Origin of the sequence: Actinomadura rubteroloni (genome assembly GCF_002911665.1) — a bacterium.
GTDB classification, from domain to species: domain Bacteria; phylum Actinomycetota; class Actinomycetes; order Streptosporangiales; family Streptosporangiaceae; genus Spirillospora; species Spirillospora rubteroloni.
This window is the reverse complement of the sequence record NZ_MTBP01000001.1, coordinates 803,998-825,669: the sequence shown is the minus strand read 5'-3', so window position 1 is coordinate 825,669 and position 21,672 is coordinate 803,998. Positions and strand designations below refer to the sequence as shown.

At 73.0% G+C, this 21,672-nt stretch carries 16 protein-coding genes; 2 read left to right on the top strand and 14 right to left on the bottom strand.

The genetic code is table 11. The annotated features are described in order from the left end of the window. Positions 1 to 8: 8 nt before the first annotated feature. Positions 9 to 836 (top strand): isocitrate lyase/PEP mutase family protein, encoded by an 828-nt coding sequence (locus BTM25_RS03840; protein ID WP_103561356.1) that lies wholly within the window; start codon positions 9 to 11, stop codon positions 834 to 836. Positions 837 to 845: 9 nt separating this feature from the next. Here the strand turns inward: BTM25_RS03840 and BTM25_RS03835 are convergent, their stop codons facing one another. The 11 genes from BTM25_RS03835 to BTM25_RS03785 are packed head-to-tail and all read right to left on the bottom strand — an operon-like array spanning position 846 to position 17,562. Then, a complete protein-coding gene (locus tag BTM25_RS03835) occupies positions 846 to 2,159 on the bottom strand; it encodes an aminotransferase class III-fold pyridoxal phosphate-dependent enzyme (protein ID WP_103561355.1) in 1,314 nt (437 codons plus the stop codon). Between the two features lie 31 nt (positions 2,160 to 2,190). After that, the gene (locus BTM25_RS03830) at positions 2,191 to 2,946 is read right to left on the bottom strand and encodes an AfsA-related hotdog domain-containing protein (protein WP_103561354.1); all 756 of its coding nucleotides are present in this window, start codon (positions 2,944 to 2,946) and stop codon (positions 2,191 to 2,193) included. Then, positions 2,943 to 3,185 (bottom strand): phosphopantetheine-binding protein, encoded by a 243-nt coding sequence (locus tag BTM25_RS03825; protein ID WP_168211990.1) that lies wholly within the window; start codon positions 3,183 to 3,185, stop codon positions 2,943 to 2,945. The genes BTM25_RS03830 and BTM25_RS03825 overlap by 4 nt, the downstream gene beginning before the upstream one ends. A gap of 26 nt (positions 3,186 to 3,211) precedes the next feature. Further along, entirely contained in the window at positions 3,212 to 4,219 is a 1,008-nt protein-coding gene (locus BTM25_RS03820) for a beta-ketoacyl-ACP synthase III (RefSeq protein WP_103561352.1), read from the bottom strand. A gap of 32 nt (positions 4,220 to 4,251) precedes the next feature. Beyond that, entirely contained in the window at positions 4,252 to 5,454 is a 1,203-nt protein-coding gene (locus tag BTM25_RS03815; RefSeq protein ID WP_103561351.1) for a dihydrolipoamide acetyltransferase family protein, read from the bottom strand. 5 nt (positions 5,455 to 5,459) lie between these two features. Beyond that, complete coding sequence (locus BTM25_RS03810; RefSeq protein WP_235828195.1) at positions 5,460 to 6,431, bottom strand: alpha-ketoacid dehydrogenase subunit beta; 972 nt, start codon at positions 6,429 to 6,431, stop codon at positions 5,460 to 5,462. Between the two features lie 3 nt (positions 6,432 to 6,434). Then, a complete protein-coding gene (gene pdhA, locus BTM25_RS03805; protein ID WP_103561350.1) occupies positions 6,435 to 7,496 on the bottom strand; it encodes a pyruvate dehydrogenase (acetyl-transferring) E1 component subunit alpha in 1,062 nt (353 codons plus the stop codon). A gap of 48 nt (positions 7,497 to 7,544) precedes the next feature. Further along, positions 7,545 to 9,065, bottom strand: a complete 1,521-nt coding sequence (locus tag BTM25_RS03800) for an FAD-dependent monooxygenase (protein ID WP_407923365.1) — start codon at positions 9,063 to 9,065, stop codon at positions 7,545 to 7,547. Positions 9,066 to 9,103: 38 nt separating this feature from the next. Continuing rightward, positions 9,104 to 10,126 carry a ketoacyl-ACP synthase III family protein gene (locus BTM25_RS03795; protein WP_103561349.1) on the bottom strand — a complete coding sequence of 341 codons (1,023 nt, stop codon included), beginning with the start codon at positions 10,124 to 10,126 and terminating at the stop codon, positions 9,104 to 9,106. Continuing rightward, on the bottom strand, positions 10,123 to 16,866 hold the full coding sequence (locus BTM25_RS03790) for a type I polyketide synthase (RefSeq protein WP_103561348.1): 6,744 nt from the start codon (positions 16,864 to 16,866) through the stop codon (positions 10,123 to 10,125). The genes BTM25_RS03795 and BTM25_RS03790 overlap by 4 nt, the downstream gene beginning before the upstream one ends. A gap of 45 nt (positions 16,867 to 16,911) precedes the next feature. Beyond that, complete coding sequence (locus BTM25_RS03785; RefSeq protein WP_235828191.1) at positions 16,912 to 17,562, bottom strand: HAD family hydrolase; 651 nt, start codon at positions 17,560 to 17,562, stop codon at positions 16,912 to 16,914. A gap of 293 nt (positions 17,563 to 17,855) precedes the next feature. Here BTM25_RS03785 and BTM25_RS03780 point away from each other — a divergent pair, with 293 nt between their 5' ends. Beyond that, on the top strand, positions 17,856 to 18,170 hold the full coding sequence (locus tag BTM25_RS03780) for a type II toxin-antitoxin system VapB family antitoxin (protein ID WP_103561347.1): 315 nt from the start codon (positions 17,856 to 17,858) through the stop codon (positions 18,168 to 18,170). Here the strand turns inward: BTM25_RS03780 and BTM25_RS03775 are convergent. The 3 genes from BTM25_RS03775 to BTM25_RS03765 form a co-directional block, all read right to left on the bottom strand. Then, positions 18,167 to 19,372, bottom strand: coding sequence for a CynX/NimT family MFS transporter (locus BTM25_RS03775; protein ID WP_103561346.1), 1,206 nt, complete (start codon positions 19,370 to 19,372; stop codon positions 18,167 to 18,169). The two genes, BTM25_RS03780 and BTM25_RS03775, sit on opposite strands and share 4 nt — an antisense overlap. Before the next feature lie 37 nt (positions 19,373 to 19,409). Continuing rightward, positions 19,410 to 20,078, bottom strand: a complete 669-nt coding sequence (locus BTM25_RS03770; RefSeq protein ID WP_103561345.1) for a FadR/GntR family transcriptional regulator — start codon at positions 20,076 to 20,078, stop codon at positions 19,410 to 19,412. 110 nt (positions 20,079 to 20,188) lie between these two features. Beyond that, complete coding sequence (locus BTM25_RS03765; RefSeq protein ID WP_103561344.1) at positions 20,189 to 21,610, bottom strand: helix-turn-helix transcriptional regulator; 1,422 nt, start codon at positions 21,608 to 21,610, stop codon at positions 20,189 to 20,191. Positions 21,611 to 21,672 lie beyond the last annotated feature (62 nt).

Below are 21,672 nucleotides of genomic sequence, written 5' to 3'. Positions count from 1 at the left end.
TGACGGGCATGACCGACGAGCTGCGCCGCGCGCAGGCTTCCGCGTTCCTGGCCCTGCACCACGGTCCCGTGCCGCTGGTGATCCCGAACGTGTGGGACGGCGGGTCGGCGCGGATCATGGAGCAGGCGGGCTTCCCCGTTCTCGCGACGACGAGCGCCGGCATCGCCTTCAGCCACGGCGTCCCCGACGGCGCGCTGGACCGGGGCGCGATGATGGCGCGGATCGCCCAGATCGTCGCCGCGACCGGCCGCCCGGTCACGGCCGACCTGGAATCCGGGTACGGCCCCGAGCCCGAGGACGTCGCCGATTCGGTCGCCGAGGTGATCGCGCTAGGCGTCGTCGGCGTCAACCTCGAAGACGTCCTGCCCGGCGCGTCCGGCCTGATGGACATCGCGCGGGCGGCCGACCGCATCGCCGCCGCACGCAGAACCGCCCCAAAGGGCACCTTCGTCCTGAACGCCCGCACCGACGCCTACCTGGCCGGCATCTCCGACCCGTTCGCCGAAACGCTGCGCCGCGCCGAGCGCTTCCTCGACGCGGGCGCCGACTGCGTCTTCGTCCCCGGCGTCGACGACCTGCCGACCATCGCCGCGCTAGCCGACCGTATCCCCGGCCCGCTGAACATCGTCGCCGGCCTCACCGGCAAGGCCAGAACAGTGGCCGAACTGGACAACGCGGGCGTCGCCCGCATCACCATCGGCGGCAGCCTGGCCCGCGCCGCCCTCGCCACCGTCGAGACCGCCGCCCGCACCATGCGCGACCACGGCACCTTCGACTTCGCCGCGACCGCCCTCCCCCACACCGACCTCCAACACCGCTTCACCCGCCCGAACTGAACCGCGCGGTCAGGGCGTCGTGTACTCGTCGGCCACGGACAGGGCTTTGTCGAGGACGGCCATCCCTTCTTCCAGTTCGGCGTCGCTGATGATCAGGGGCGGGGCGATCAGGGCGACGTTTCCGTTGGTGAGGACGTACAGGCCCGCGCCGAAGGCGGCGGCGCTGAAGCGGCGCATCGGCTCGGCCGCCGTGGCGTCGGGGTTGAACGGGACGAGCGGTTCGCGGGAGGTTCGGTCGCGTACGAGTTCCAGGCCCCAGAAGCAGCCGCTGCCGCGGATGTCGCCGATCGAGGGGTGGCGGTCGGCGAGCCGGCGCAGGTGGGACTCGATGACCGGGCCCAGCGCCGCCGCCCGCTCGATCAGGCCGTCGCGGCGGTAGACGTCCAGGGCGGCGACGGCGGCGGCGCACGCGACGGGGTGGCCGCTGTACGTCAGGCCGTAGGGGAAGACGGAATCGGCCAGCCAGTCGGTGAGGCGGTCGCTGACGGCCGTCGCGGCGAGCGGGACGTAGCCGGCGGTCAGGCCCTTCGCGCAGGTGAGGATGTCGGGGACGACGTCCCAGCGGTCGCACGCGAACCAGGTGCCGGTCCGGCCGAACCCGGTCATGACCTCGTCGAAGATCAGCATGATGCCGTGCCGGTCGCACGTCTCGCGGAGGGAGCGCAGGTAGCCGTCGGGCGGGACGACGACGCCGCTGCTCCCGGTGACGGGCTCCACGATCACCGCCGCCACGTTCTCCGGGCCCTCGTACTGGAGCAGTTCCTCCAGGTGGGGGCCGCCCGAGCAGACGGGGCACGGCGACGGGTGCCCGGCCGGGCAGCGGTAGGTGTACGGGTCGAGCATCCGCACGACGCCCGGGACGCCCGGCTCCCCGTGCCAGCGGCGCGGATCGCCGGTCACCGACAGCGCCCCGGCCGAACTCCCGTGGTAGGACCGATAGCGGGCGATCACCTTGCTGCGGCCGGTGCGGGCGCGGGCGAGCCGGATGGCCGCCTCGTTCGCCTCGGCGCCGCTGCCGGCGAAGAACATCGTGTTGAGGTCGCCGGGGGTCACCTCGGCGAGGCGGTCGGCGAGTTCGTGGACGACCGCGAGGTCCCACGGGCGGCCGAGGGTCGCCCCGGCGCCGACCTGTTCCCGGACGGCGTCCTGCACGCTCGCGCAACTGTGTCCGAGGTTGGCGTTCACCATCTGGGACGAGAAGTCCAGATAGCTTCGTCCCTCGGCGTCCTGGAAATGGCAGCCGTGCCCGCCGACGATCCGCGGTGCGGACGCCCCGCCCTGCGCGGACCACGACCGGATCACCTTTCCCCGGGCGGTTTCCATCGTGCCTCCATGTCGAGATGGTTGCCGGAATCTAGCTGTTTCCGCCCGCGAGGGACGGTGTGTGCTCTGCGGCCATCAGGCGCAGTGCGCGAGCGGCTCCTCTTTGCTCCTTGTGCGCCAGCGCGTCCGCGTGGACGGCGGAGCACACCATGCGGATCGTGGCCGCCGGAAGCCCGGACTGCATGATGTGGATACGGACGTCGAAAGTGAGGTGTTCCGGGTCGTCCAGGCCGACGGAGAGCACTTCGTATTCGATCGTCGCGGCCAGCGGGTACAGGAACGTGCGGAACTTGGTCTCCATCGACTCCAGGACGTAGCCGTACCGGTGTCCCGGCCACCGGGAGGCGTGGTAGCGCTCGCTCACGGCCAGGAACATCTGCCGCGCGGCCTCCAGGACGACCATTCCCTGGACGTGCCCACCCTGGTGGTCGAGCAGCAGTTCTTCGTCGTTGTGGAGCCGCAGCGCCGCCCGGAACGTCGTCTCGCCGGTCTGTTCGAGTCCGGCGATGAGGACGTTCTCCTCGCGGTGCTTGTGAATTTCCGTGTCCCGGGCGAGCGGTCCCGTGTCGTTCTCGCGGATGTCGGCGGTGACACCGGCGCGCGTCAGTTCGGCGCGTATTCGTTCCCAGTCCCGGGCGTCGATTCCCTGGCCCTCGATCAGGACCAGGTCCCCTTCGTACGCGCGGGCGCGCAGCGCCGCTACCAGGCCCGAGACGGTGAGGGCGCCGGTACCGTCGGCGAAGGGGGCGAACCGGTCGCCCACGACACAGAGTTTCGTGGGCGTCATCCGACGGCGCTCCTTTCTTCCAGCAGGGCCATGACGGCGCGCACGGTTCCCGCTTCGACCAGTTCGTCCTCGAAGATCTTGACGCCGCAGGTGCGTTCCAGGACCACCGAGAGTTCCAGCAGCACCAGTGAGTCGATCTCCAGATCGGCGAACCGGGAGTCGGCGTTTATCTCCGGTACTTCGATATGGCTGTCCGCCACGATTTTGCGGAGGGTTTCGAGAACAACGTCGCCGGTCATGAAAAGCTCCTTCGTCATGGGTCGGGTCAGATGCTCAGGACGTCCATTGCGGGCCAGCGGACGGCCGTCGACCCCCAACTGAGTCCGCCGCCGAAAGCCGTCATCAGGACGCCGTCACCCGCCTGGAGGCGCCCGGCCCCGGCGGCGTCGGTCAGCGCCAGCGGAATGGACGCGGCCGACGTGTTGCCCACGCGGTCCAGATGGACCAGCATGCGTTCGCGCGGCAGTTCGAGAACGTCGGCGATCGTGTTGATGATGCGCACATTGGCCTGGTGCGCCGCGCACCAGGTGACGTCTTCGACGCCCCAGCCGATCCGGTCGAGAAGCCGCTGGGACGATTCGGCCATGCGGTTCACGGCGTGCGTGAACATTTCCTTGCCCTGCATGGTGAGATAGGCGTCGTCGGGGCGCGGCGGCCGTCCGGCGGACAGTTCCCGGGAACCGCCGCCGGCCACCTGGGCGAGTTCGCGGCCGGAACCGTCGCTGCCGAGTTCGAAGCCGAGGAGCGCGCCCGGCTCGTCGGCGTCTCCGGCGCGCAGCACGGCGGCGCCGGCCCCGTCGCCGAAAATGATCGCGGTGGACCGGTCGTCGGGATTGAGGCGCGTCGACCAGACGTCGGCGCCGACCACGAGCACGCGTTCCGCACCGCCGATCGCCAGCGCTCCCGCGGCCGAGGAGAGCGCGTAAATGAATCCGGCGCACGCGGCCGACACGTCATGGGCGGCGACACGGCCGAGGCCGAGCGTTTCGGCGACCTCGGGCGCGGTGGCCGGCATGACCTGGTTGCCGGTGCTCGTCGCGAGAATGACCATGTCGACGGAATCGACGCCCGCCGATTTCAGGGCGCGCTGCCCCGCCTCGGCGGCCAGGTCGCCCGTCGTGGTGCCCGCGTCGGTCCAGTGGCGCTGACCGATTCCCGTCCTGGTGCGGATCCACTGGTCATTGGTGTCCAGCGACCGGGACAGTTCGTCGTTGTCCACGACGCGGGGCGGGACGACGGCACCGATTCCTTGGAGTACTGCTGCGCGTGACACGTTGCATCGACCCCTTTCCTGTTTCGCCGGGGCTAGGACCATCCGATGATCCGTTTGGGCTGTTCGAGAACCGCTCCGGTCCGGGCGAGCACCTTCGACCCGAGTTCGCCGTCGACCAGGCGGTGGTCGAAGGAAAGCGCCAGGGTCACGACGTGGCGCGGCTTGATCTCGCCCTTGTGCACCCACGGCTTCAACCGGATCGCGCCGACCGCGAGAATCGCTGCCTCGCCGGGATTGAGGATCGGCGTTCCGGCGTCCACGCCGAAGACCCCGATGTTCGTGATGGTGACGGTTCCGCCGGTCAGGTCACCGGGTTGTGTGCGCCCGGACCGTGCGGTCTCCGTGAGGTCCTGCAACGCCTGGGCGAGTTCGGGCAGCGTGCGGGCGTGCGCGTCCTTGATGTTGGGGACGATCAGGCCGCGCGGCGTCGCCACGGCGATGCCGAGGTTGACCGCGTCGTGCAGGACGATCGCCTGTCCCTCTTCGTCCCAGGACGCGTTGATCTCCGGATGCGGACGGATCGCGACCAGCAGGGCTTTGGCGACCAGCAGCAACGGCGTCACGCGCAGACCCGCGTATTCGGGATCGGATTTGAGGTCGCCGACGAGCCGCATCGTGCGCGTCACGTCGACCGTGAGGAATTCCGTGACGTGCGGCGCCGTGAACGCGCTTTCGGTAGTGGCACGCGCCATGGCCCGGCGCACTCCGTTGACCGGAATCCGCCGACCGCCCTTCTCCGGTTCGGTGGAACGCGCGGCCGACTGGACGTCCTCACGCGTGACGACGCCATTCGGGCCGGTGGGCACGACGGACGCGAGATCCAGGCCGAGGTCTTTGGCCAGTTTGCGCACGGGCGGCGTCGCGGCGGTCCGGTGATCGCGTCGTTCGACGTCCGGACGTTTGCGCGGACGGCGCCGGACGGCCGGTTCGCTCGCGCCGTACCCCACCAGCACCGGCTCCGCCGCGGGCTCCTCGGCCTCCGTTTCCACCGTGATGAGGACGGCCCCGACGTCCACCGTCGCGCCCCGCTCGAAATGCAGCGCGTGCACCTTCCCGTCGAAGGGAATGGGCAGTTCGACCAGCGCCTTGGCCGTCTCGATCTCGCAGACGGCCATGCCGTCGCGCACCGGGTCGTCCGGCGCGACGAACCATCGGACGATCTCGGCCTCGGTCAGTCCTTCGCCGACGTCGGGCAGTGTGAACTCGCGGAGCCTGCGCACCGTTCCTCCTCCCATTCCGGTCAGTAGGCGAGAGTTCGCTCGGCCGCGTCCAGCACGCGGTCGAGGTCGGGCAGGTAGTCCCGTTCCATGCGCCCGGCGGGATAGGGCATGTGGTAGCCGCCGACCCGCAGGACCGGCGCCTCCAAATGGTGGAAACAGCGTTCGCTGATCCGGGCCGCGATCTCGGCGCCCGCCCCGAAGAACACCGGCGCCTCATGGACCACGGAAAGGCGGCCGGTCCGGCGCACCGACGCCTCGATGCCGTCGAAGTCGATCGGGGAGAGCGAGCGCAGGTCCAGCACTTCGAGGCTGACGCCGTCCTCTTCGGCCGCCGCCGCCGCGTCGAGGCACGTCCGGACCGTCGGCCCGTAACCGACGAGCGTCATGTCGCGGCCCGGCCGGACGACGCGGACCGAATGCAGTGTCGCCGCCGGCGCCGTCGTGTCGACCGGCTCCTTTTCGTAATAGCGCCGTTTCGGTTCGAGGAAGATGACCGGGTCGTCGCAGTCGATGGCCTGCCGGAGCATCCAGTAGGCGTCGCTCGCGCAGGACGGCGAGACCACCCGCAGCCCCGGGACATGGGCGAACAACGCTTCCGGCGATTCGCTGTGGTGCTCGACCGCGCCGATTCCGCCCCCGTAGGGGATACGGATCACGACGGGAAGTCCGAGCCGTCCGCCGGATCGGGCCCGCATTTTGGCGAGCTGCGTGACGATCTGGTCGTAGGCGGGAAAGACGAAGCCGTCGAACTGGATTTCCACCACCGGCCGGTGACCGCGCAGCGCGAGGCCGATCGCGGTGCCGACGATCCCGGATTCGGCGAGCGGCGTGTCCAGGACTCGGTGCTCGCCGAAGTCCTTCTGAAGCCCTTCCGTCGCGCGGAAGACGCCGCCCAGTTTTCCGATGTCCTCGCCCATCAGCACGACCTTCGGGTCGTCGGCGAGAGCGCCGCGCAGCGCTTCGTTGATCGCCCTGACCAGGCTGAGCGTCACCGGTCACCCCTCCTCTGCGGCGACGAAGGACGCGGAGTACTCGCGGAACCACGCCAGTTCCTCGGCGACCAGCGGATGCTCGCTTCCGTACGTCCGGCCGAACGCGTCGGCCAGACCCGGATCGGGCATGCCGCGGACGCTCGCACGCAGGTCCGCGGCCAGGTCCGCGCCTTCCCGGTCCGTCCGCGCGAAGAATTCGTCGTCGGCGAGGCCCGTTGTGCGCAAATGGAGCCCGAGCCGCGCGATCGGGTCCTTGCCCCGCCATTCCTCGACCTCGACCGGATCCCGGTAGCGGCTCGCGTCGTCGGCGGTGGTGTGCGCGCCCATGCGGTAGGTGAACGCCTCGATCAGCATCGGTCCCGCCCCGCTCCGGGCGCGGGCGAGAGCCGCGCGGGTCACCGCGAGGCAGGCCAGGACGTCGTTGCCGTCCACCCGGACGCCGGGAAACCCGAATCCGGCGGACCTCCGGAAGAGCGGCACCCGGGACTGCCGTTCGTTCCCGGCGGAGATCGCCCATTGGTTGTTCTGGCAGAAGAAGACGATCGGCGCGTTGTAGACGGCCGCGAAGTTGAACGCCTCGCTCACGTCGCCCTGGCTCGTGGCGCCGTCGCCGAAATAGACCGCGACGGCCGTCCCCGCGTCCTCGGCGGCCACCCCCATCGCGTATCCCGTCGCATGGAGGACCTGCGACCCGATCACCAGCGTGTAGAGGTGGAAATTGTGGTCGGCCGGATCCCAGCCGCCGTGCGTGACGCCACGGAACAGCCGGAAAACGTGCAGGGGATCGAGGCCGCGGCAGAGCGCGACGCCGTGGTCCCGATAACTGGGGAAGACGTGGTCGTCGTCGCGCAGCGCCCGCGCCGACCCGATCTGCGCGGCCTCCTGCCCGAGCAGCGACGGCCAGAGCGCCAGTTCGCCCTGGCGTTGCAGGGTGACGCCCTCGCCGTCGGCGGCGCGGGCCAGCACCATGTCCCGGTAGAGCCCGCGCAGTTCGCCGGGCGTCGGATCCAGTTCGTAGTCGGGATGGGGAACTCGTTCGCCGTCCGGGGTGAGAAGCTGCACCATTTCCCCCGGCGTGTGCTCGGTCAACCCGCTTCCCTCCGGTGAGCGTTCTTACGCATTGCCGCGCACGGTCTCGGCCGGCGCACGGCGCGGGACGCCGTGCTCGATCTCGGCGCGCAGCCGGTTCAGGTCGTCGGCATGGCCGTGGGCGGCGATATGCCCGTCGGGCCGGATCAGGTAATAGCCGGGCTTCTCGCATAGTTGGGGCGTTTCGGGGGCGGCGCCGACGTTCAGCCCCGGCGTCGCCTCGGCGAGACGGCGCAGGGCGGGCAGCAGACCGGGCGACGCGGTCACGACCGTCCACCGGCCGTGCACGACGCCGAGCGCGTCCGCGAGCCGGTACGGCACGGCCGCCCCGGGACGCAGCCCGCCCCGCCCGCACCGCCGGCCCGGCACCTGGGTCGCACGCGTCGGCGGATAGCGCAGCCGCCGCCCCGCCATGACGGGCAGGTAGAAGCGTTCGATCGCCCCGCTGCGGTCGGCGGCGCGGAACGCCAGATCGCGCAGCCCGGTCCAGGGCTTGCGCCGGACCATCCACGCGCGGGTCTGGAGATCGGTCTCGCGGACGACCCGCGCCGCGACGGCCAGGCGCTCCTGCTCATAAGTGGCGAGCAGGTCGTCCGGCGCCTCTCCGCTCAACACGGCGGCGAGCTTCCACGCCAGGTTGTGCGCGTCCTGCACGCCGGTGTTGAGCCCCTGCCCGCCCGCCGGGCTGTGCACGTGCGCGGCGTCGCCCGCGAGGAACACCCGTCCGCGCCGGTAGATGTCGGCCTGCCGGGCGTGGACGCGGAACGCCGTCTGCCACACCGGATCCGCCAGGCGCACCCCCGCCGGACCCCGCTCGTCCACGGCCTTCTGCATCCACGGCAGGCTCATCTCCTGACCCGGCGGCAGGACGGAGAAGAACCGGAACACCCCGCCCGGCAGCGCGACGACCGCCAGCACGCCCTGCGCGGACAGGTAGTAGTGCGCGCGGTCGGTCGGCAGCTCCGCGCCGGTCGGGCGGCAGTCCACCAGCGCGAACGTGCTCGCGTAGGTGGCTCCGGTGAAGCTCGCCCCGATCTGGCCGCGCACCGCGCTGCTCGCGCCGTCCGCACCGACGACGAACGCGGTGCGGATCCGTTCGACGCGTCCGTCCGGGTGTTCCAGGATCGACGTGACGCCGTCCGCGCTCCCCGAGAAGTCGAGGTCGTCGAACGCCAGCAGCCGGACGCCGCGTTCGATCCGTCCGCCGAGAGCGTGCAGCCGATCGGTCAGGACCCGTTCGGTGTCGTTCTGCGGGATGCACAGCGGGACGAGTTCCTCCGGCATCGTGAACGTCGCCACGTGCGCGCGGTCGGAGAAGTAGCTGAACGCGTTGAGCGTGTGCCCGGCGGACCGGGCCGCGTCCAGCGCGCCCAGGTCCTCCAGCAGGTCGAGCGTGCGCGGCCACAGCAACTGGGCCCGGGCGTACGGCGACGCGGCGGGGGCCCGGTCGACGAGCCGCACGCCGACTCCCCTGCGGATCAGTTCGCACGCGGCGACCAGCCCGGTGGGGCCGGCTCCGACGATGAGGACCTGGGCGTCCAACACTTCTCCTCCCGACTGACGGTTCGGCACGGACGGCGGACTCAGTCCCGCCAGCCCGGGTTCTCGTCGATCGCGACGACCGCGCAGGTGACGGTGACTCCCGCGCCCTGGGCCATGAGCAGCACATGGTCGCCCGGACCGACCTCCCCGGACCGCACCAGGTGCTCCAGGCCGACGACCTGGTCGTTGACGGTCAGGTGGCCGAAACCCCGGGCGAATTCGAGGATCCCCCGGTCGGTGCTCAGCCCGAGGGGGTCGAGGATCGTCTTCACGTAGCTCTCCAGGCCGGTGAAGATGTGGACGACCCGGGTCACGTCCGACATGTCGATGTCGGCCTCCGCGACGGTGCGGATCGCCAGATCGGTCCGGCAGTCGCCCTGCCGCCGGACGATCTCGGCCAGCGCCTCCGGCTCCTGCGCGGCGAAGTCCGCCGGCTGCCGGCGCTTGGGCGGACGCGGCGGGAACATCGGCACGTCCCGCCGGAAATGCTCTTCGACCTCGGCGGTCGATCCGGTGTTGACGGCCAGCAGCCGACCGAATCCCGAGCGGGTGGAGAGCACGACGGCGCTTCCGGCGTCCCCGATCACGCCGTTCATGAGGCCGATGCCCCAGCGGTTGACTTCGGGAATGCCGATGTTGTCGGCCCCGGTCACCAGCGCGGCCCTTCTTTCCGGGCTCGCCAGGAGATGGGACGCCGCCAGTTCCAGGGCGCCCATCAGCCCGCTGCACGCCTGCATCACGCCGAACGACGGAATGTCCTTGTCGGTCACCTGGCTGAGGACGTAATGCGTCGCCGGCCACCCTTCCGGGCCCTGGTCGTGGAGATAGGCGTGGAGATGGACGTCGAGGTCGTCGCCGGGGATCCCGGCCCGCTCCATCGCCTGGCGGGCCGCCGACACGGCCATGTCGGGCGCCGGGGTGTCACCCGCGACGGGCGTTCCCGTCCAGCCGTACCATTCGTAGTCCTCTTGGGCGTAGAGGCCGAGTTCGACCGCCTCGCGCGCGTCCATGATGGGCGGGATGTGGACGCCGAGACCGGCGACGTGGATGCCGGGAGTCTTCACGCCGCGCCCTCCGCCATGAACTTGCGGATCGCGGTCGCGACGGACGTGATGTTGCCGCCCTTGAGAAGCTGGACGATCGGGAGCGTCATTCCCAGCTCTCGCTGCAAACGGTTCCGCAGTTCCACGGCCATGAGCGAGTCGAGTCCCATCTTGTTGAGCGGACGCTTGGTGTTGACCCGATCCGGGTTCAGCCCGAGGACCTCGGCGACCTTCGCCCGGAGAACGTTCTCGACGTCGTCGTCCGCCGCGCTCTGCTGCGGAGGCCGCTCGGCGGGACGACTCGCGGCCGGGGCGGGCGCGGCCTGGGGTGCCGGCCGCGAAAGCCGCTCGGACGGCTCCGCCCGGACCGGGGCCGGTGCCGCCGGGGCCGCCGCGCTCTGTCGCGGCAGCGGCTCGGCGGGACGGCTCGGGGCCGGGGCCGCCTGAGGCGCCGGTCGCGAAAACCGGTCCGCGAGTCGGCTCGCGGCCGGAGCGGCCTGGGGCAGCGGTCGCGCGAGCCGGTCGGCGAGAGGACCCGCGAACGCCTCGGCCGGCACCGGCGCGGGGGCCGGGGGAGCCTGGCGCGCGGGCCGCTCGGCGGGACGGCTCGCGGCCGGGGCGGGAGACGGGTCTCGGTGCGGGAGCTGGTCGGACGGAGCCTCCGCGACCGCCGGGTCCGGGTCCGGGAGCACCGGGCGCGGCACGACGTTCTCCGGCCGGTCGCCGACGAGGCCGCTGAGGAACCGGCTCGTCGCCGCCTCCGGATACGCGTCGGCCCATTCGTTCCAGTCGGTCGGCAGCACGGCCGTGTGGGGCGCGTCCGTCGCCATGAGGTGCCCGAGGACCGCCAGCCCCTCGCCGGGGCTGAAGCCCGTCACGCCCGTCGGGAGCAGGCTCCGGCCCTCTTCGCGCTCGAACCGGGGCACCAGCCCGACCTCGTTCCAGTACCCCCAGTTCACGGTGATCGCGGCGGCGCCCCGCGCGCGGCGCCGGTGCGCGACCGCGTCGAGGAACGCGTTCCCGGCGGCGTAACCGCCCAGGAACGGCGAGCCCAGCAGCGCGGCGCCGGACGAGAACAGCACGAAGTGGTCCAGGTCGTCGGGCACGAGCCGGTCCAGGTTCAGCGTGCCGCGGACCTTGGGCCGCAGCAGGCCGTCCAGTTCGCTCGCGCCGAGCCGCCGCACCAGCGCGTACCCCAGGGTCCCGGCGGTGTGGAAGACGCCGCGCAGGTCGGGGAGCCGGGCCAGCAGGTCTTCCATGGCGTCCGCGTCGGCCACGTCCACCTGGGCGTACGCGCAGTCGGCGCCGCGCGCCCGCAGCCCTTCGAGAACGGGGTGCTCGGGGCTCGCCGCGCTGCGGCCGGTCAGCACCAGCCGCCGGGCGCCGTTCTCGACGAGCCATTCGGCGACCTTGGCGCCGATCCCGCCGAGTCCTCCGGTGACCAGGTAGGACGCGTCGGCCCGGAACTGCGGGACGGCGGCGGCCGGCGCCGGGTCCTCGAAGGAGAGGATGACCTTGCCGGTGTGCCGCGCCTGCCCCATGTACCGGAACGCTTCGACCGCCTCGGACGCCGGGAAGCACGTGTACGGCAGCGGGTCGATCACCCCCTCGTCCACGAGGGCGCACACCTCCCGGAACATCCGCGCGATGCGTTCGGGCGCGTCGTTCAACGTGTCGACGTGGTCGACCGTGTGGAGGCTGCGGTTCCGGGTGAACGCCGCCAGCGGGATCGTGTTCCCTTCGAGGATGTCCCGCTTGCTCAGCTCCAGGTAGCGCCCGTACGGCGCGAGCAGCGAAAGGTTCGCTTCGAGCGCGGGTCCGGTGAGGGTGTTGAGGATCAGGTCGAAGCGGACGTCGGCGAAGTCCTCGGCGAACTCCGTCGAGCGGGACGTGGACGTCCCGGCCACCCCGAGGTCTTCGAGCATCCGCCGCTTCTCGGGGCTGCCGGCGGTGCCGTAGACCACCGCGTTCTTCCAGCGGGCGATCTGGAGCGCCGCGAGTCCGACGCCGCCGGTCGCGGTGTGGACGAGCACCTTGTCGCCCGCCTCCATCCGGCCGAGTTCGCACAGCGCGTGGTAGGCGGTGATGACCGCGGACGGCAGCGTGACGGCCTCGGCCGCCGTGAGCCGCCGGGGCTTCGGGACGACCAGCGCGGCCTTGGCGACGACCCGCGACGCCATCGCGGCCTCGGCGATCGCGAGCACCTCGTCGCCGACGGCCACCTCCGTGACGTCGGAACCGACGGCGGCGACGACGCCGCAGCACTCCCAGCCGAGGGCGGGCGGGTCGGTGAGCGACTGGCCCGGGTACATGCCGACGGCCAGGAGGACGTCGCGGTAGTTCAGGGACGCGTGCGACACCTCGATAACGACTTCGTCCGCCGCCGGGCGCAGGTCGCCGAGCGGGACCTCGGTGAGGTCGTCCAGCACGCCCGGCATCGGCATGGTCACCCGCCGGGCCCCGCCCGTCACCGGACGTTCGGCCAGCCGCGCGGTGTAGGCGCGTCCGTCGCGGACGGCGATCTGGTCCTCCGGGGTGCCGGAGAGCAGGACGTCCACCGCCGTGCGCGCGCTCGCCTGGTCGTGGTCCAGGTCGAGGAGCCCGACGCGCAGGTTCGGCTGCTCGGCGGCGGCGGCGCGGCCGAGCCCCCACAGCGGCGCCTGCATGTAGCCGGTCACCTCGTCGCCGGGCAGCGCCTTCTGCGCGTCCCGCGTGACGAGCCACAGCCGGGGGTCGCCGGGCAGGCCGAGGTCGGCCAGCGCCTGGACGAGATGGACGGCGGACCGGCAGGCCAGCAGTTCCGCCCGCTCGATCTCCTTCCCCGACGGGACGGGCGAGCGCGTGGCGTCCGGCGACCACAGATGGACGACCCCGCTGATCTCTCCCTGCTCCGCGATCTCCGTGAGCGCGGCCCGGTAGTCCGCCGCCCGGTCGGGGTCGACGCGGAACTGGTCCGGCGCGACGGCGTGGAACCGTCCGGCCGCGGTGATCACGATCGGCCGCGCGCCCTGCTCGCGCAGCGCGTTCACCACGCGCCGTCCGGACACGCCGCCGTCGGCGAGCACGACCCAGGTCCCCGGGCGTCCGGCGGGCCGCCGTACCGCCGGAAGCTCCACGAAGTCCACGTCGTACAGCCAGCCGACGCGTCCGCCCCGCGGAGCGGGCTCGGCAGCGGGTTCGGCAGCGGGCTCGGCACGGGTTTCGGGAGCGGGCTCGGCCGCCCGGCCGAGCAGGTACTGCAGACGTGCGCCGCGCATTTCGGCCACGAGGTCGTCCTCCTGATCGTAGATCTTGACTTCGCCCATGAAGGAGTCACCGCGCGCGGAGCGGGCGAGCAGCGCGTGACTGTGGCCGTCCGCGGTCGCCGCGCCGTAGACGCGGACCTCCTCCAGACCGCCGAGGACGAACACCTGGTCCTGTCCGGCCGCCACGTCCGGACGGGCCGCGACGAGCGCCTGCCCGGACGCGTCGAGCAGAGCGGGATGAAGGTCGTGCCCGCCGAGCGAGGGCCGCAGCGCGGGCGGGCACTCCACGCGGGCGAGGGCCTCGCCGCCGGTGCGCCAGACCTCGGCGATCCCCTGGAACGTGCCCTCCCACTGGTTGCCGCGCGCGGCGTGCGTCCGGTAGAAGTCCGCGCGTTCCTGGTGCTCGGTGCAGCGCGCCTTGATCGCGTCCCACGATCCCCGCTGCGGTGCTGGCGCCTCCAGCGTCATGGCGACGGCCTGGCTGTGCAGCGTCGGCGTCCCGTCGTCCCCGACGCTTTCGACGGTGCAGCGCACCGAGCCTGCGGAGTCCGGGACGACGCTGACGCGGATCGGCTCTGCCGGTTCGTCCGGGTCCAGGAAGATCGCCCGGAGGAGCTGGACCTCGGTGAGCCGGAGCGGTCCCGCGCCGATGATCGTCCGGGCCGCCGCGATCATCATTTCGAGGTGGGCGGTGCCCGGCAGGATCACCGTCTCCTGCACCAGGTGGTCCAGGAGGTAGGCGTTGCGCTCAAGGTCGATGGGGCCTTCGAAGACGAACCCCCCGTCCGGGCCGGCCGACCGGACGCCGAGCAGCGGATGGTCCGGCTCCGGTTCGGGCTCGGGCGCCGGTTCGTCGGCGGGCAGCCAGAAGTCCGTCCGCCGCCACGGGTGGTGCGGGACGGGAACGAACTCGCCCGGACCGAACAGCGCCGGATAATCGACCGGCACCGCCGCCGTGAACAGCGCGGCCACGCCCGCGAGCAGCGCGGCGCGTTCCGGCTCGTCCCGGCGGAGCGAGCCCACCGAGGTGATCTCCTCCCCGCGCGCCCGGGCCGTCTCCTTGACGGCGTTGACGAGCAGCGGATGCGGGCTCATCTCGATGAACACGGTGTCGCCCGTGTCGAGCTGGGCGTGCACCGCGCCGACGAAGTCGACGGGCTCGCGGATGTTGCGGACCCAGTAGCCCGCGTCCAGCTCGGCCCCGGAGAGCGGTTCCCCGAGCAGTGTGGAGTGCAGCGGGATCGTTCCCGCCCGGGGCGCGACGTCCTTCAGCTCCCGGCGCAGGTCGTCGGCGATGCCGTCGATCTGCGGGCAGTGCGACGCGAAGTCGACGCGGACGACGCGGTTGAAGACGTCGCGGCGGTCGAGGTCGGCCAGGATCGTCCGGACGGCGCCGGCGTCCCCGGAGATGAGCGTGGACGTCGGGCTGTTGCAGGCCGCGACGGCGACCGACCGCTCGTGCCCCGCGATGGCTTCGGCGGCCTCGGCTCCCGACAGCGCGACCCAGGCCATGATCCCCTGCCCGGCCAGCCGCTCGGCGAGCTTGCTGCGCCGGCAGATGACGGCGGCGGCGTCCGCCAGGCTGAGCGCGCCGGAGACGTGCGCGGCGGCGGCCTCGCCCATGCTGTGCCCGATGACGACGTCGGGCTCGACGCCCCACGACCGCCAGAGCGCGGCGAGGGCGATCTCCATCGCCCACAGCGTCGGCTGGACGATCGAGGTCAGCTCGAACCAGTCGCCGGTGCCGTCCGCCAGGAGGTCGAGCAGGGACCACCCGGCCTCCTTCTCGATGGCGGCGGAGCACTCCTCGATCGCCCGGGCGAACACCGGCTCGGACGCCAGCAGCTCGCGTCCCATGCCGACCCACTGCGACCCCTGGCCGGGGAACACGAACGCCACGCGCGGACGGCTCGCGGCGTCGGTGTACTCGCTGGTCGCCAGGTCCGGCGCGTCGCTGCCCGCGACGAACTCGCGGAGCGCTTCGGCCGCCTGCTCGCGCGACGCGACGGGCACCGCGAGCCGGCTCTCCAGATGGGACCTGCGCGTGGCGAGCGAGAAGCAGACGTCGTGCAGGGACTGCCCGGTGTCGGCCAGGTGGTCGGCCGCGCGGGCCGCGAGGTCCGTCAGCGCCTCGGGACCGGCCGCCGAGAGCACCAGCAGTTCGTCGCGTTCGGGCACTGGGGTCGGGACGGGCCGCTCGGGCGCCGTCGTGAGGACGACGTGCGCGTTGGCCCCGTTGAACCCGAAACTGCTGATCCCCGCGATGGACGGCCGGTCCCCGCCGGGCAGCGGCGTGGTCTCGGTGACGACCGTGAGGGGAATCTCGTCCCACGCCACCTGCGGGTTCGGGTCGTGCAGGTGCAGGTTCCCCGGGACGACGCCGTGCTCCAGGCTGAGGACGGTCTTGATGAGCGCGACGATCCCGGCGGCGGCCTCGGTGTGCCCGACGTTGGTCTTGACGGACCCGACGAGGCACGGACGGTCGGCCGGCCGGCCCCGTCCCAGCACCTCGGCGAGCGCCGCCAGCTCCACCGGGTCGCCGACCGCCGTGCCCGTGCCGTGCGCCTCGACGTAGTCCGCGTCGGCCGGGTCGATCCCGGCGTCGGCGAAGGCGCGGCGGATGACGGCGCTCTGCCCCTCGACGGCAGGCGTGACGAGGAAACCGCTGCTGCGTCCGTCGTTGCCCACGGCCGAGCCGCGCAGGACGGCGCGGATCCGGTCCCCGTCGGCGAGTGCCCGGTCCAGGGGCTTGAGGATGACGGCGCCGATGCCGTCGCTGCGGACGAAGCCGTCGCCGGACGCGTCCCCGAACTTGCAGCGGCCGTCGGTGGCGAGCATCCCCGCGCTGGAGTAGACGACGCCCTCGTCGGGGAGCAGGACGAGGTTCGTCCCCGCCGCGATCGCCAGCCCGCACTCGCCCAGCCGGATCGCCTGCACCGCGTGGTGCACCGCGACCAGCGACGACGAGCACGCGGCGTCCACGGTCACGCACGGTCCGCGCAGGTCGAAGACGAACGACACGCGGCCCGAGGTGATGGACCGGGCGGCGGAGCCGGTCATCGCGTACAGGTCGGGACGCTGCGCCAGCCGGGACCGCATGGTCCAGTAGTCGGCGCCGATCTGGCCGACGAACACGCCGGTGTCGCTTCCCGCGAGCGCGTCCAGCCGCTGGCCGGCGTCCTCCAGCGCCTCGTGCGAGACCTCCAGCAGGATGCGCTGCTGCGGGTCCATCATCTCGGCCTCTTTGGGGGCGATGCCGAAGAACTCGGCGTCGAAGCCCCGCACGTCGTCCAGCAGGCCGCCCCACTTGCTCACCGTCTTGCCGGGCGTCTGCGGCGTCGGGTCGTAGACGGCGTCGATGTCGTAGCGCGAGCGCGGGATCTCCGACACCGCGTCGGCCCCGGACAGGAGCAGCTCCCAGAACGCGTCGGGGTCGTCCGCCCCGGGGAAACGGCCGGCCATCCCGATGATCGCGATGGGCTCCGCCGGGCGGGCGCGCGAGAAATCAGCGGACATCATGGTTCCTTTTCCAGCGTGCGGTTGCGGAAATGGGCGTTCGGCTCAGGCGGCGGCCGGTTCCAGGCGCGTCCAGCCGTTGCGGCGGGCGTGGGCGGTCAGGACGGGGTCCGCGCCGACGACGACGGGACGTCCGACCGACTCCAGGAGCGGCAGATCGCTCACGTGGTCGCCGTAGGCCGTGCACGCCGCCCGGGGGACGCCGACGACCACGGCCGCCGCGCGGGCGGCGTGGCCCTTCGCGGCGCCGATCATCGGCACCAGCACCTCACCGGTGAGGCGGCCGTGCCGCAGGAGCGGACGGGTGCCGAGCGTCCAGTCGGCGCCGACGGCGGCGGCGATCGGGTCCAGGCAGGGGAAGAACGACCCCGACAGCAGCACGATCCGGTCACCCGCCGCGCGGTGCCGCCGCAGCGCCTCGACCGTGCGGGGGTTGAAGAGGCGGTCGTCCCGCGCGTCGAACCAGTCCCGGCCGGCGTCGGCCAGGGCGAGCGCCCGCTCGCCCGCGAGGAAGCGGTAGTAGGAGCGGTTGATCTCGTCCCGGGGAACGCCCCGGGCCGCCGACGCGCGCAGGCTCGCCGCGATGCGCTCGAAGGTGCCGGAAGGCTCGCCGCGCCGGCGGAGGTGGAACTCCAGGAAGGAGAACATGCTCTTGATCGAGATCAGGGTCTCGTCGACGTCGAAGAAGGCGATCACGCGTGCGTCCCCACGTCCGGCACGTGTCCGGCCATCCCGCTCCCCCCGGCGATGCGGTCGGCGCGGCGCCGCCCTCCCGGCGCCACGCTCAGCGCGGACGCTACCAGACAATCGTGTCTATTTAATGGCCGCACAGCGGCGCACACCCCGTTCCCCCTCGTAGATCCGGACGAAAAGGAAGTTACGGAGTCGCCGGACGGAGATCGTCACCGTCGCGAGGGAGCGGCGTCCCCCGCGCGGGGGACGCCCGCGCGGACCGGACGGACGGCGCGGCGAGCCTTTAGACTCGCGGTGTGATCTTCAAGGCGGTGGGCGACGGGAAGCCGTATCCCGAGCACCGGCTCTCCTCGGGGGACTGGGCCCGGATCCCGCCGCGCCAGGTGCGGCTGGACCAGCTCATCAGCACCAAGCGCGAGCTGGACCTCCAGTCGCTGCTGGCCAAGGACTCGACGTTCTACGGCGACCTGTTCCCGCACGTCGTCCAGTGGAAGGGCGACCTGTACCTGGAGGACGGCCTGCACCGCGCGCTGCGGGCCGCGCTCCACCAGCGGCAGGTGCTGCACGCGCGGGTGCTCGACCTGGACGCGATCGACCTCGGCTCGTCCTAGCGGACGGCGACCGGCTCCGGCGCCGGGACGGGCGCGCCCGCGGCGGCCCGGACGAACCCCGGCCGCGCCGCGACCAGCCCGAACACCACCTCGGGCACGACGAGGACGAGCAGCAGCGTCAGGGAGACCGTCCAGCCGCCCGTGGCGTCGCGCAGCACGCCGACCGCGAGCGGCCCGAACCCGGCGAGCAGGTAGCCGCCCGTCTGCGCCATCCCCGACAGCCGCGCGGCGACGGCCGGGCTCGGCGAGCGCAGGTTGAGCAGCGTGTAGGCGAGGGGGAACGCGCTGCCGGTCGCGACGCCGAGCAGCACCACCCAGACCCAGCCGATCCCGGGCGCGGCGATCAGTCCGCCGACGCCCGCGACCATGCAGCCGCCCACGGCGAGGACGAGGACGCGCTGGTCCGGCAGCCGCGCCGCGAACACCGGCACGACGTAGCCGAGCGGGATGCCGATGAGCAGCATCGCCGACATCATGATCCCGGCCGTCCCCGCGGCGACGCCGTGGTCGCGCATGATCTCCGGGAGCCACGACATCAGGACGTAGAACATCAGGGACGCCAGCCCCATGAACGTCGCGACGGCCCAGGCGAGCGGGCTGCGCAGCAGCGACACCGAAGCGGTCCGCGTCGGTTCCGGCGGGGCGCTGCGCCGGGCGAGCGGCCCCCACGCCACCACGGCGATCAGCGACGGCACGGCCCAGACGGCGAGCGCGAGCCGCCAGCCGCCCGCGTCGTCCAGCGGGACGGCCAGCGCTGCCGCGAACGCCCCGCTGCACGCCATCAGCATCATCGCGAGGCCCGTCAGCGGCCCGACGCGGTCCGGGAACGCCCGCTTGATGACGGCGGGCAGCAGGACGTTCCCGAGCGCGATCCCGGCCCCGGCGACGATCGTCCCGGCGAACAGCGCGACCGCCGACGGCACCAGCCGCAGCGCGATCCCGCCGGTGATGAGCGTGAGCGCCCCGGCGATGGCGGTCTCCGTCCCGAACCGCCGCGCGGCGGCCGGCGCGAGCGAGGCGAACGCGCCGAGGCACAGCACGGGCAGCGTCGTGAGCACGCTGACCTCGACCCCGGACAGGCCGAGCGCCGTGCGCAGGTCGGCGAGGACGGGCGCGACGCCGGTGATGGCGGCGCGCAGGTTGACGGCGAGCAGGACGAGACCCGCGAGGGTCCAGGCGGCGGTGAGACGGGCGTGCGACATGGGCCTTGAGTTCTGCGCGAACGCGGTAGGGGGCGGGTCAGTCGAGGGTGCGCAGGATGTGGTCGAGGCAGCTCTGCGCGGCGGCAGCGGCGGCGGAGGCGTCCCCGGCGCGGACGGCGTCGGCGATCGGCGCGTGCGGGACGTCGGCGTGGTCGAGGGCGTCCCCGGCCCCGCCGATGCTCAGTTTCAGCGCGGCGCCGAAGTCGCGGTAGAGGTCGGTGAGCACGCGGTTGTGGGTGGCGTCCACGACGGCGGTGTGGAAAGCCAGGTCGGCGTCCACGAACGCGTCGCGGTCCCCGGCGGCGAAGGCCGCGTCGCGGTCGGCGAGCGCGGCGTCGATCGCGGCGATGTCGGCGTCGGTGCGGCGGGACGCCGCGAGCCGCGCCGCCTCGACCTCCAGCCCACGCCGGACCTGGAGGATCTCGATCAGCTCGGCCGTCGCCAGCCGCCGCCGGACGGCGCCCGACAGCTCGCTGGTCGCGATGACGTACGTGCCGTCGCCCTGGCGTCCGGCGAGCAGGCCCGCGTGGGTCAGGGCGCGGACGGCCTCGCGGACGGTGTTGCGTCCCACGCCGAGCTGTTCGACCAGCGCCGGTTCGGCGGGGATCCGGCCGCCGAGGGGCCAGGCGCCCGACGCGATCTCGGCGCGCATCTGGTCGATGACCTGCTCGACCAGTGATGAACGTCGAGCCGTCCGCAACGTCATTCCGTCTCCTCGGTCTGCCGGTGACCCAATCATCCCATGTTTGAGCTCGCAAAGAACCGTGACGCTCGTCGCACCGGCCCCGGGAGCGGCCCGGGGCCGGTGCGAACGCGTCAGACGCGCGGCAGGTCGGCCCCGGCCGGAACCGGACGCGTCGCGCGCAGCCCGGTCGCCTCCAGCGCCCGGCGGTAGGCGTCGGCCGCGGCCGGCCGATCACCCGCCGCCTCGAACAGTTCGCCCAGCTCCCGGGCCAGATGCGCGGCCGGACGGCCCGGCGGCAGCGCCGCGAGCTGCCCGGCGGCGGCGCGCAGGACGACCAGCGCCGCCGCGCCGTCCCGCTGCGCGACGCGCGCCCGCGCGAGGACGAGCCGGGCCTGCACGGTCGTCCGCGTCCGGGCGGACGGGGCACCGTCCGGACGCTTGACCGTGCTCTCCGGCGCCGCGAGCGCGTGCCCGGTGTCCAGGAACTCCTCCAGCGCGGCGATGGCCGCGCCGACGTCCCCGGCGAGCACCAGCCCGCGCGCCCGTTCGATCGTCGCCTCCGCCGCCTCGCCGCCGACGAGCGAGCCCGTCCCGGCGAGCAGGTCGAGCGCGGCGCGGGCCGCCGCCGCGCTCGGCACGGCGCGCGGGGCGGCCGGGTCGAGCGGTTCGGGCGCGGTGGCGTCGGTGAACGGCGGGACGCCGCGCAGCAGCGCCCGCGCGGCGGCCAGCCGCAGCCGCGCCTCGGCGCGCTCGGCGTCCTCCCCGCCGCGCGTGGCGAGGGCCTGGTCGGCGAAGTAGAGCGCGTCGCCGATCGCGCCCTCGTCCAGCGCCCGGATGCTGGCCCGGCGGTAGTGGGCGCACAGCGGCATGACCTCGGCCGGGGGCGCCAGCAGGCGGCGGCCGAGGGCGTGGGCGCGCACGACGTCCGCGCGGTCCAGGTAGCCGGTGAGCAGGACGCGGCCCGCCTCGGCGCGCTCGGCGCCGGCGGTGAGCCCGAGGGCGGTGAGCCGGTCGAGCGCGCGTTCGGCCAGCGCGATGGCCTGGCCGAGGTCGCCGACGGCGTGGTAGCAGCGGGCCAGCGCGATCACGGCGGGCAGCCGGCTGGACCGGCCCGGATCGCGGTCGGCCTGCTCGCGCAGGTCCTCGAAGAGGGCGATGGCCTCCTCGACCCGGCCGAGTTCCTCCAGGGCGCGGGCACGGCCCCAGCGGGCGCGGGCGACGAGGTCGGCGTCGTCGCTGCGGTCCAGGACGTCCTCGAAGGCGGCCTCGGCCGCGGCGGCGTCGCCGGCGAGCAGGGTGAGGTGCGCGTGCCGTTCCCGGACTTCGAGGTGGGCGCGCTGTTCGGGCTCGACGCCCTCGGCGAGGTATTCGGGGGTGCAGCCGAGGCGTTCGGCGAGCATCCGCAGGACGGTGGGGGTCGGAGTCCGCTTACCGGACTCGATCAACGAGATGTAGCTGTCGGAGAGGTCGTGACCGGCGAGCTGCGCCTGCGAGAGGCGTCTGGTCAGCCGCAGGTTGCGGACGCGTTCGCCGACATTGCCTGGACCCGGCATGTGGACTCACTTAGCGGAAGTATTCAGGCGGCTGGGGTGCCGACATGATGGCACATTGCCGG

Excerpts from the sequence above, each read along its gene's own strand:
- BTM25_RS03840 (WP_103561356.1), top strand. The coding sequence starts at position 9 with ATGACCGACGAGCTGCGCCGCGCGCAGGCTTCCGCGTTCCTGGCCCTG.
- BTM25_RS03775 (WP_103561346.1), bottom strand. The coding sequence starts at position 19,372 with ATGTCGCACGCCCGTCTCACCGCCGCCTGGACCCTCGCGGGTCTCGTC.
- BTM25_RS03790 (WP_103561348.1), bottom strand. The coding sequence starts at position 16,866 with ATGTCCGCTGATTTCTCGCGCGCCCGCCCGGCGGAGCCCATCGCGATC.
- BTM25_RS03765 (WP_103561344.1), bottom strand. The coding sequence starts at position 21,610 with ATGCCGGGTCCAGGCAATGTCGGCGAACGCGTCCGCAACCTGCGGCTG.
- BTM25_RS03830 (WP_103561354.1), bottom strand. The coding sequence starts at position 2,946 with ATGACGCCCACGAAACTCTGTGTCGTGGGCGACCGGTTCGCCCCCTTC.
- BTM25_RS03770 (WP_103561345.1), bottom strand. The coding sequence starts at position 20,078 with ATGACGTTGCGGACGGCTCGACGTTCATCACTGGTCGAGCAGGTCATC.
- BTM25_RS03825 (WP_168211990.1), bottom strand. The coding sequence starts at position 3,185 with ATGACCGGCGACGTTGTTCTCGAAACCCTCCGCAAAATCGTGGCGGAC.
- BTM25_RS03815 (WP_103561351.1), bottom strand. The coding sequence starts at position 5,454 with ATGGGAGGAGGAACGGTGCGCAGGCTCCGCGAGTTCACACTGCCCGAC.
- pdhA (WP_103561350.1), bottom strand. The coding sequence starts at position 7,496 with ATGGTGCAGCTTCTCACCCCGGACGGCGAACGAGTTCCCCATCCCGAC.
- BTM25_RS03835 (WP_103561355.1), bottom strand. The coding sequence starts at position 2,159 with ATGGAAACCGCCCGGGGAAAGGTGATCCGGTCGTGGTCCGCGCAGGGC.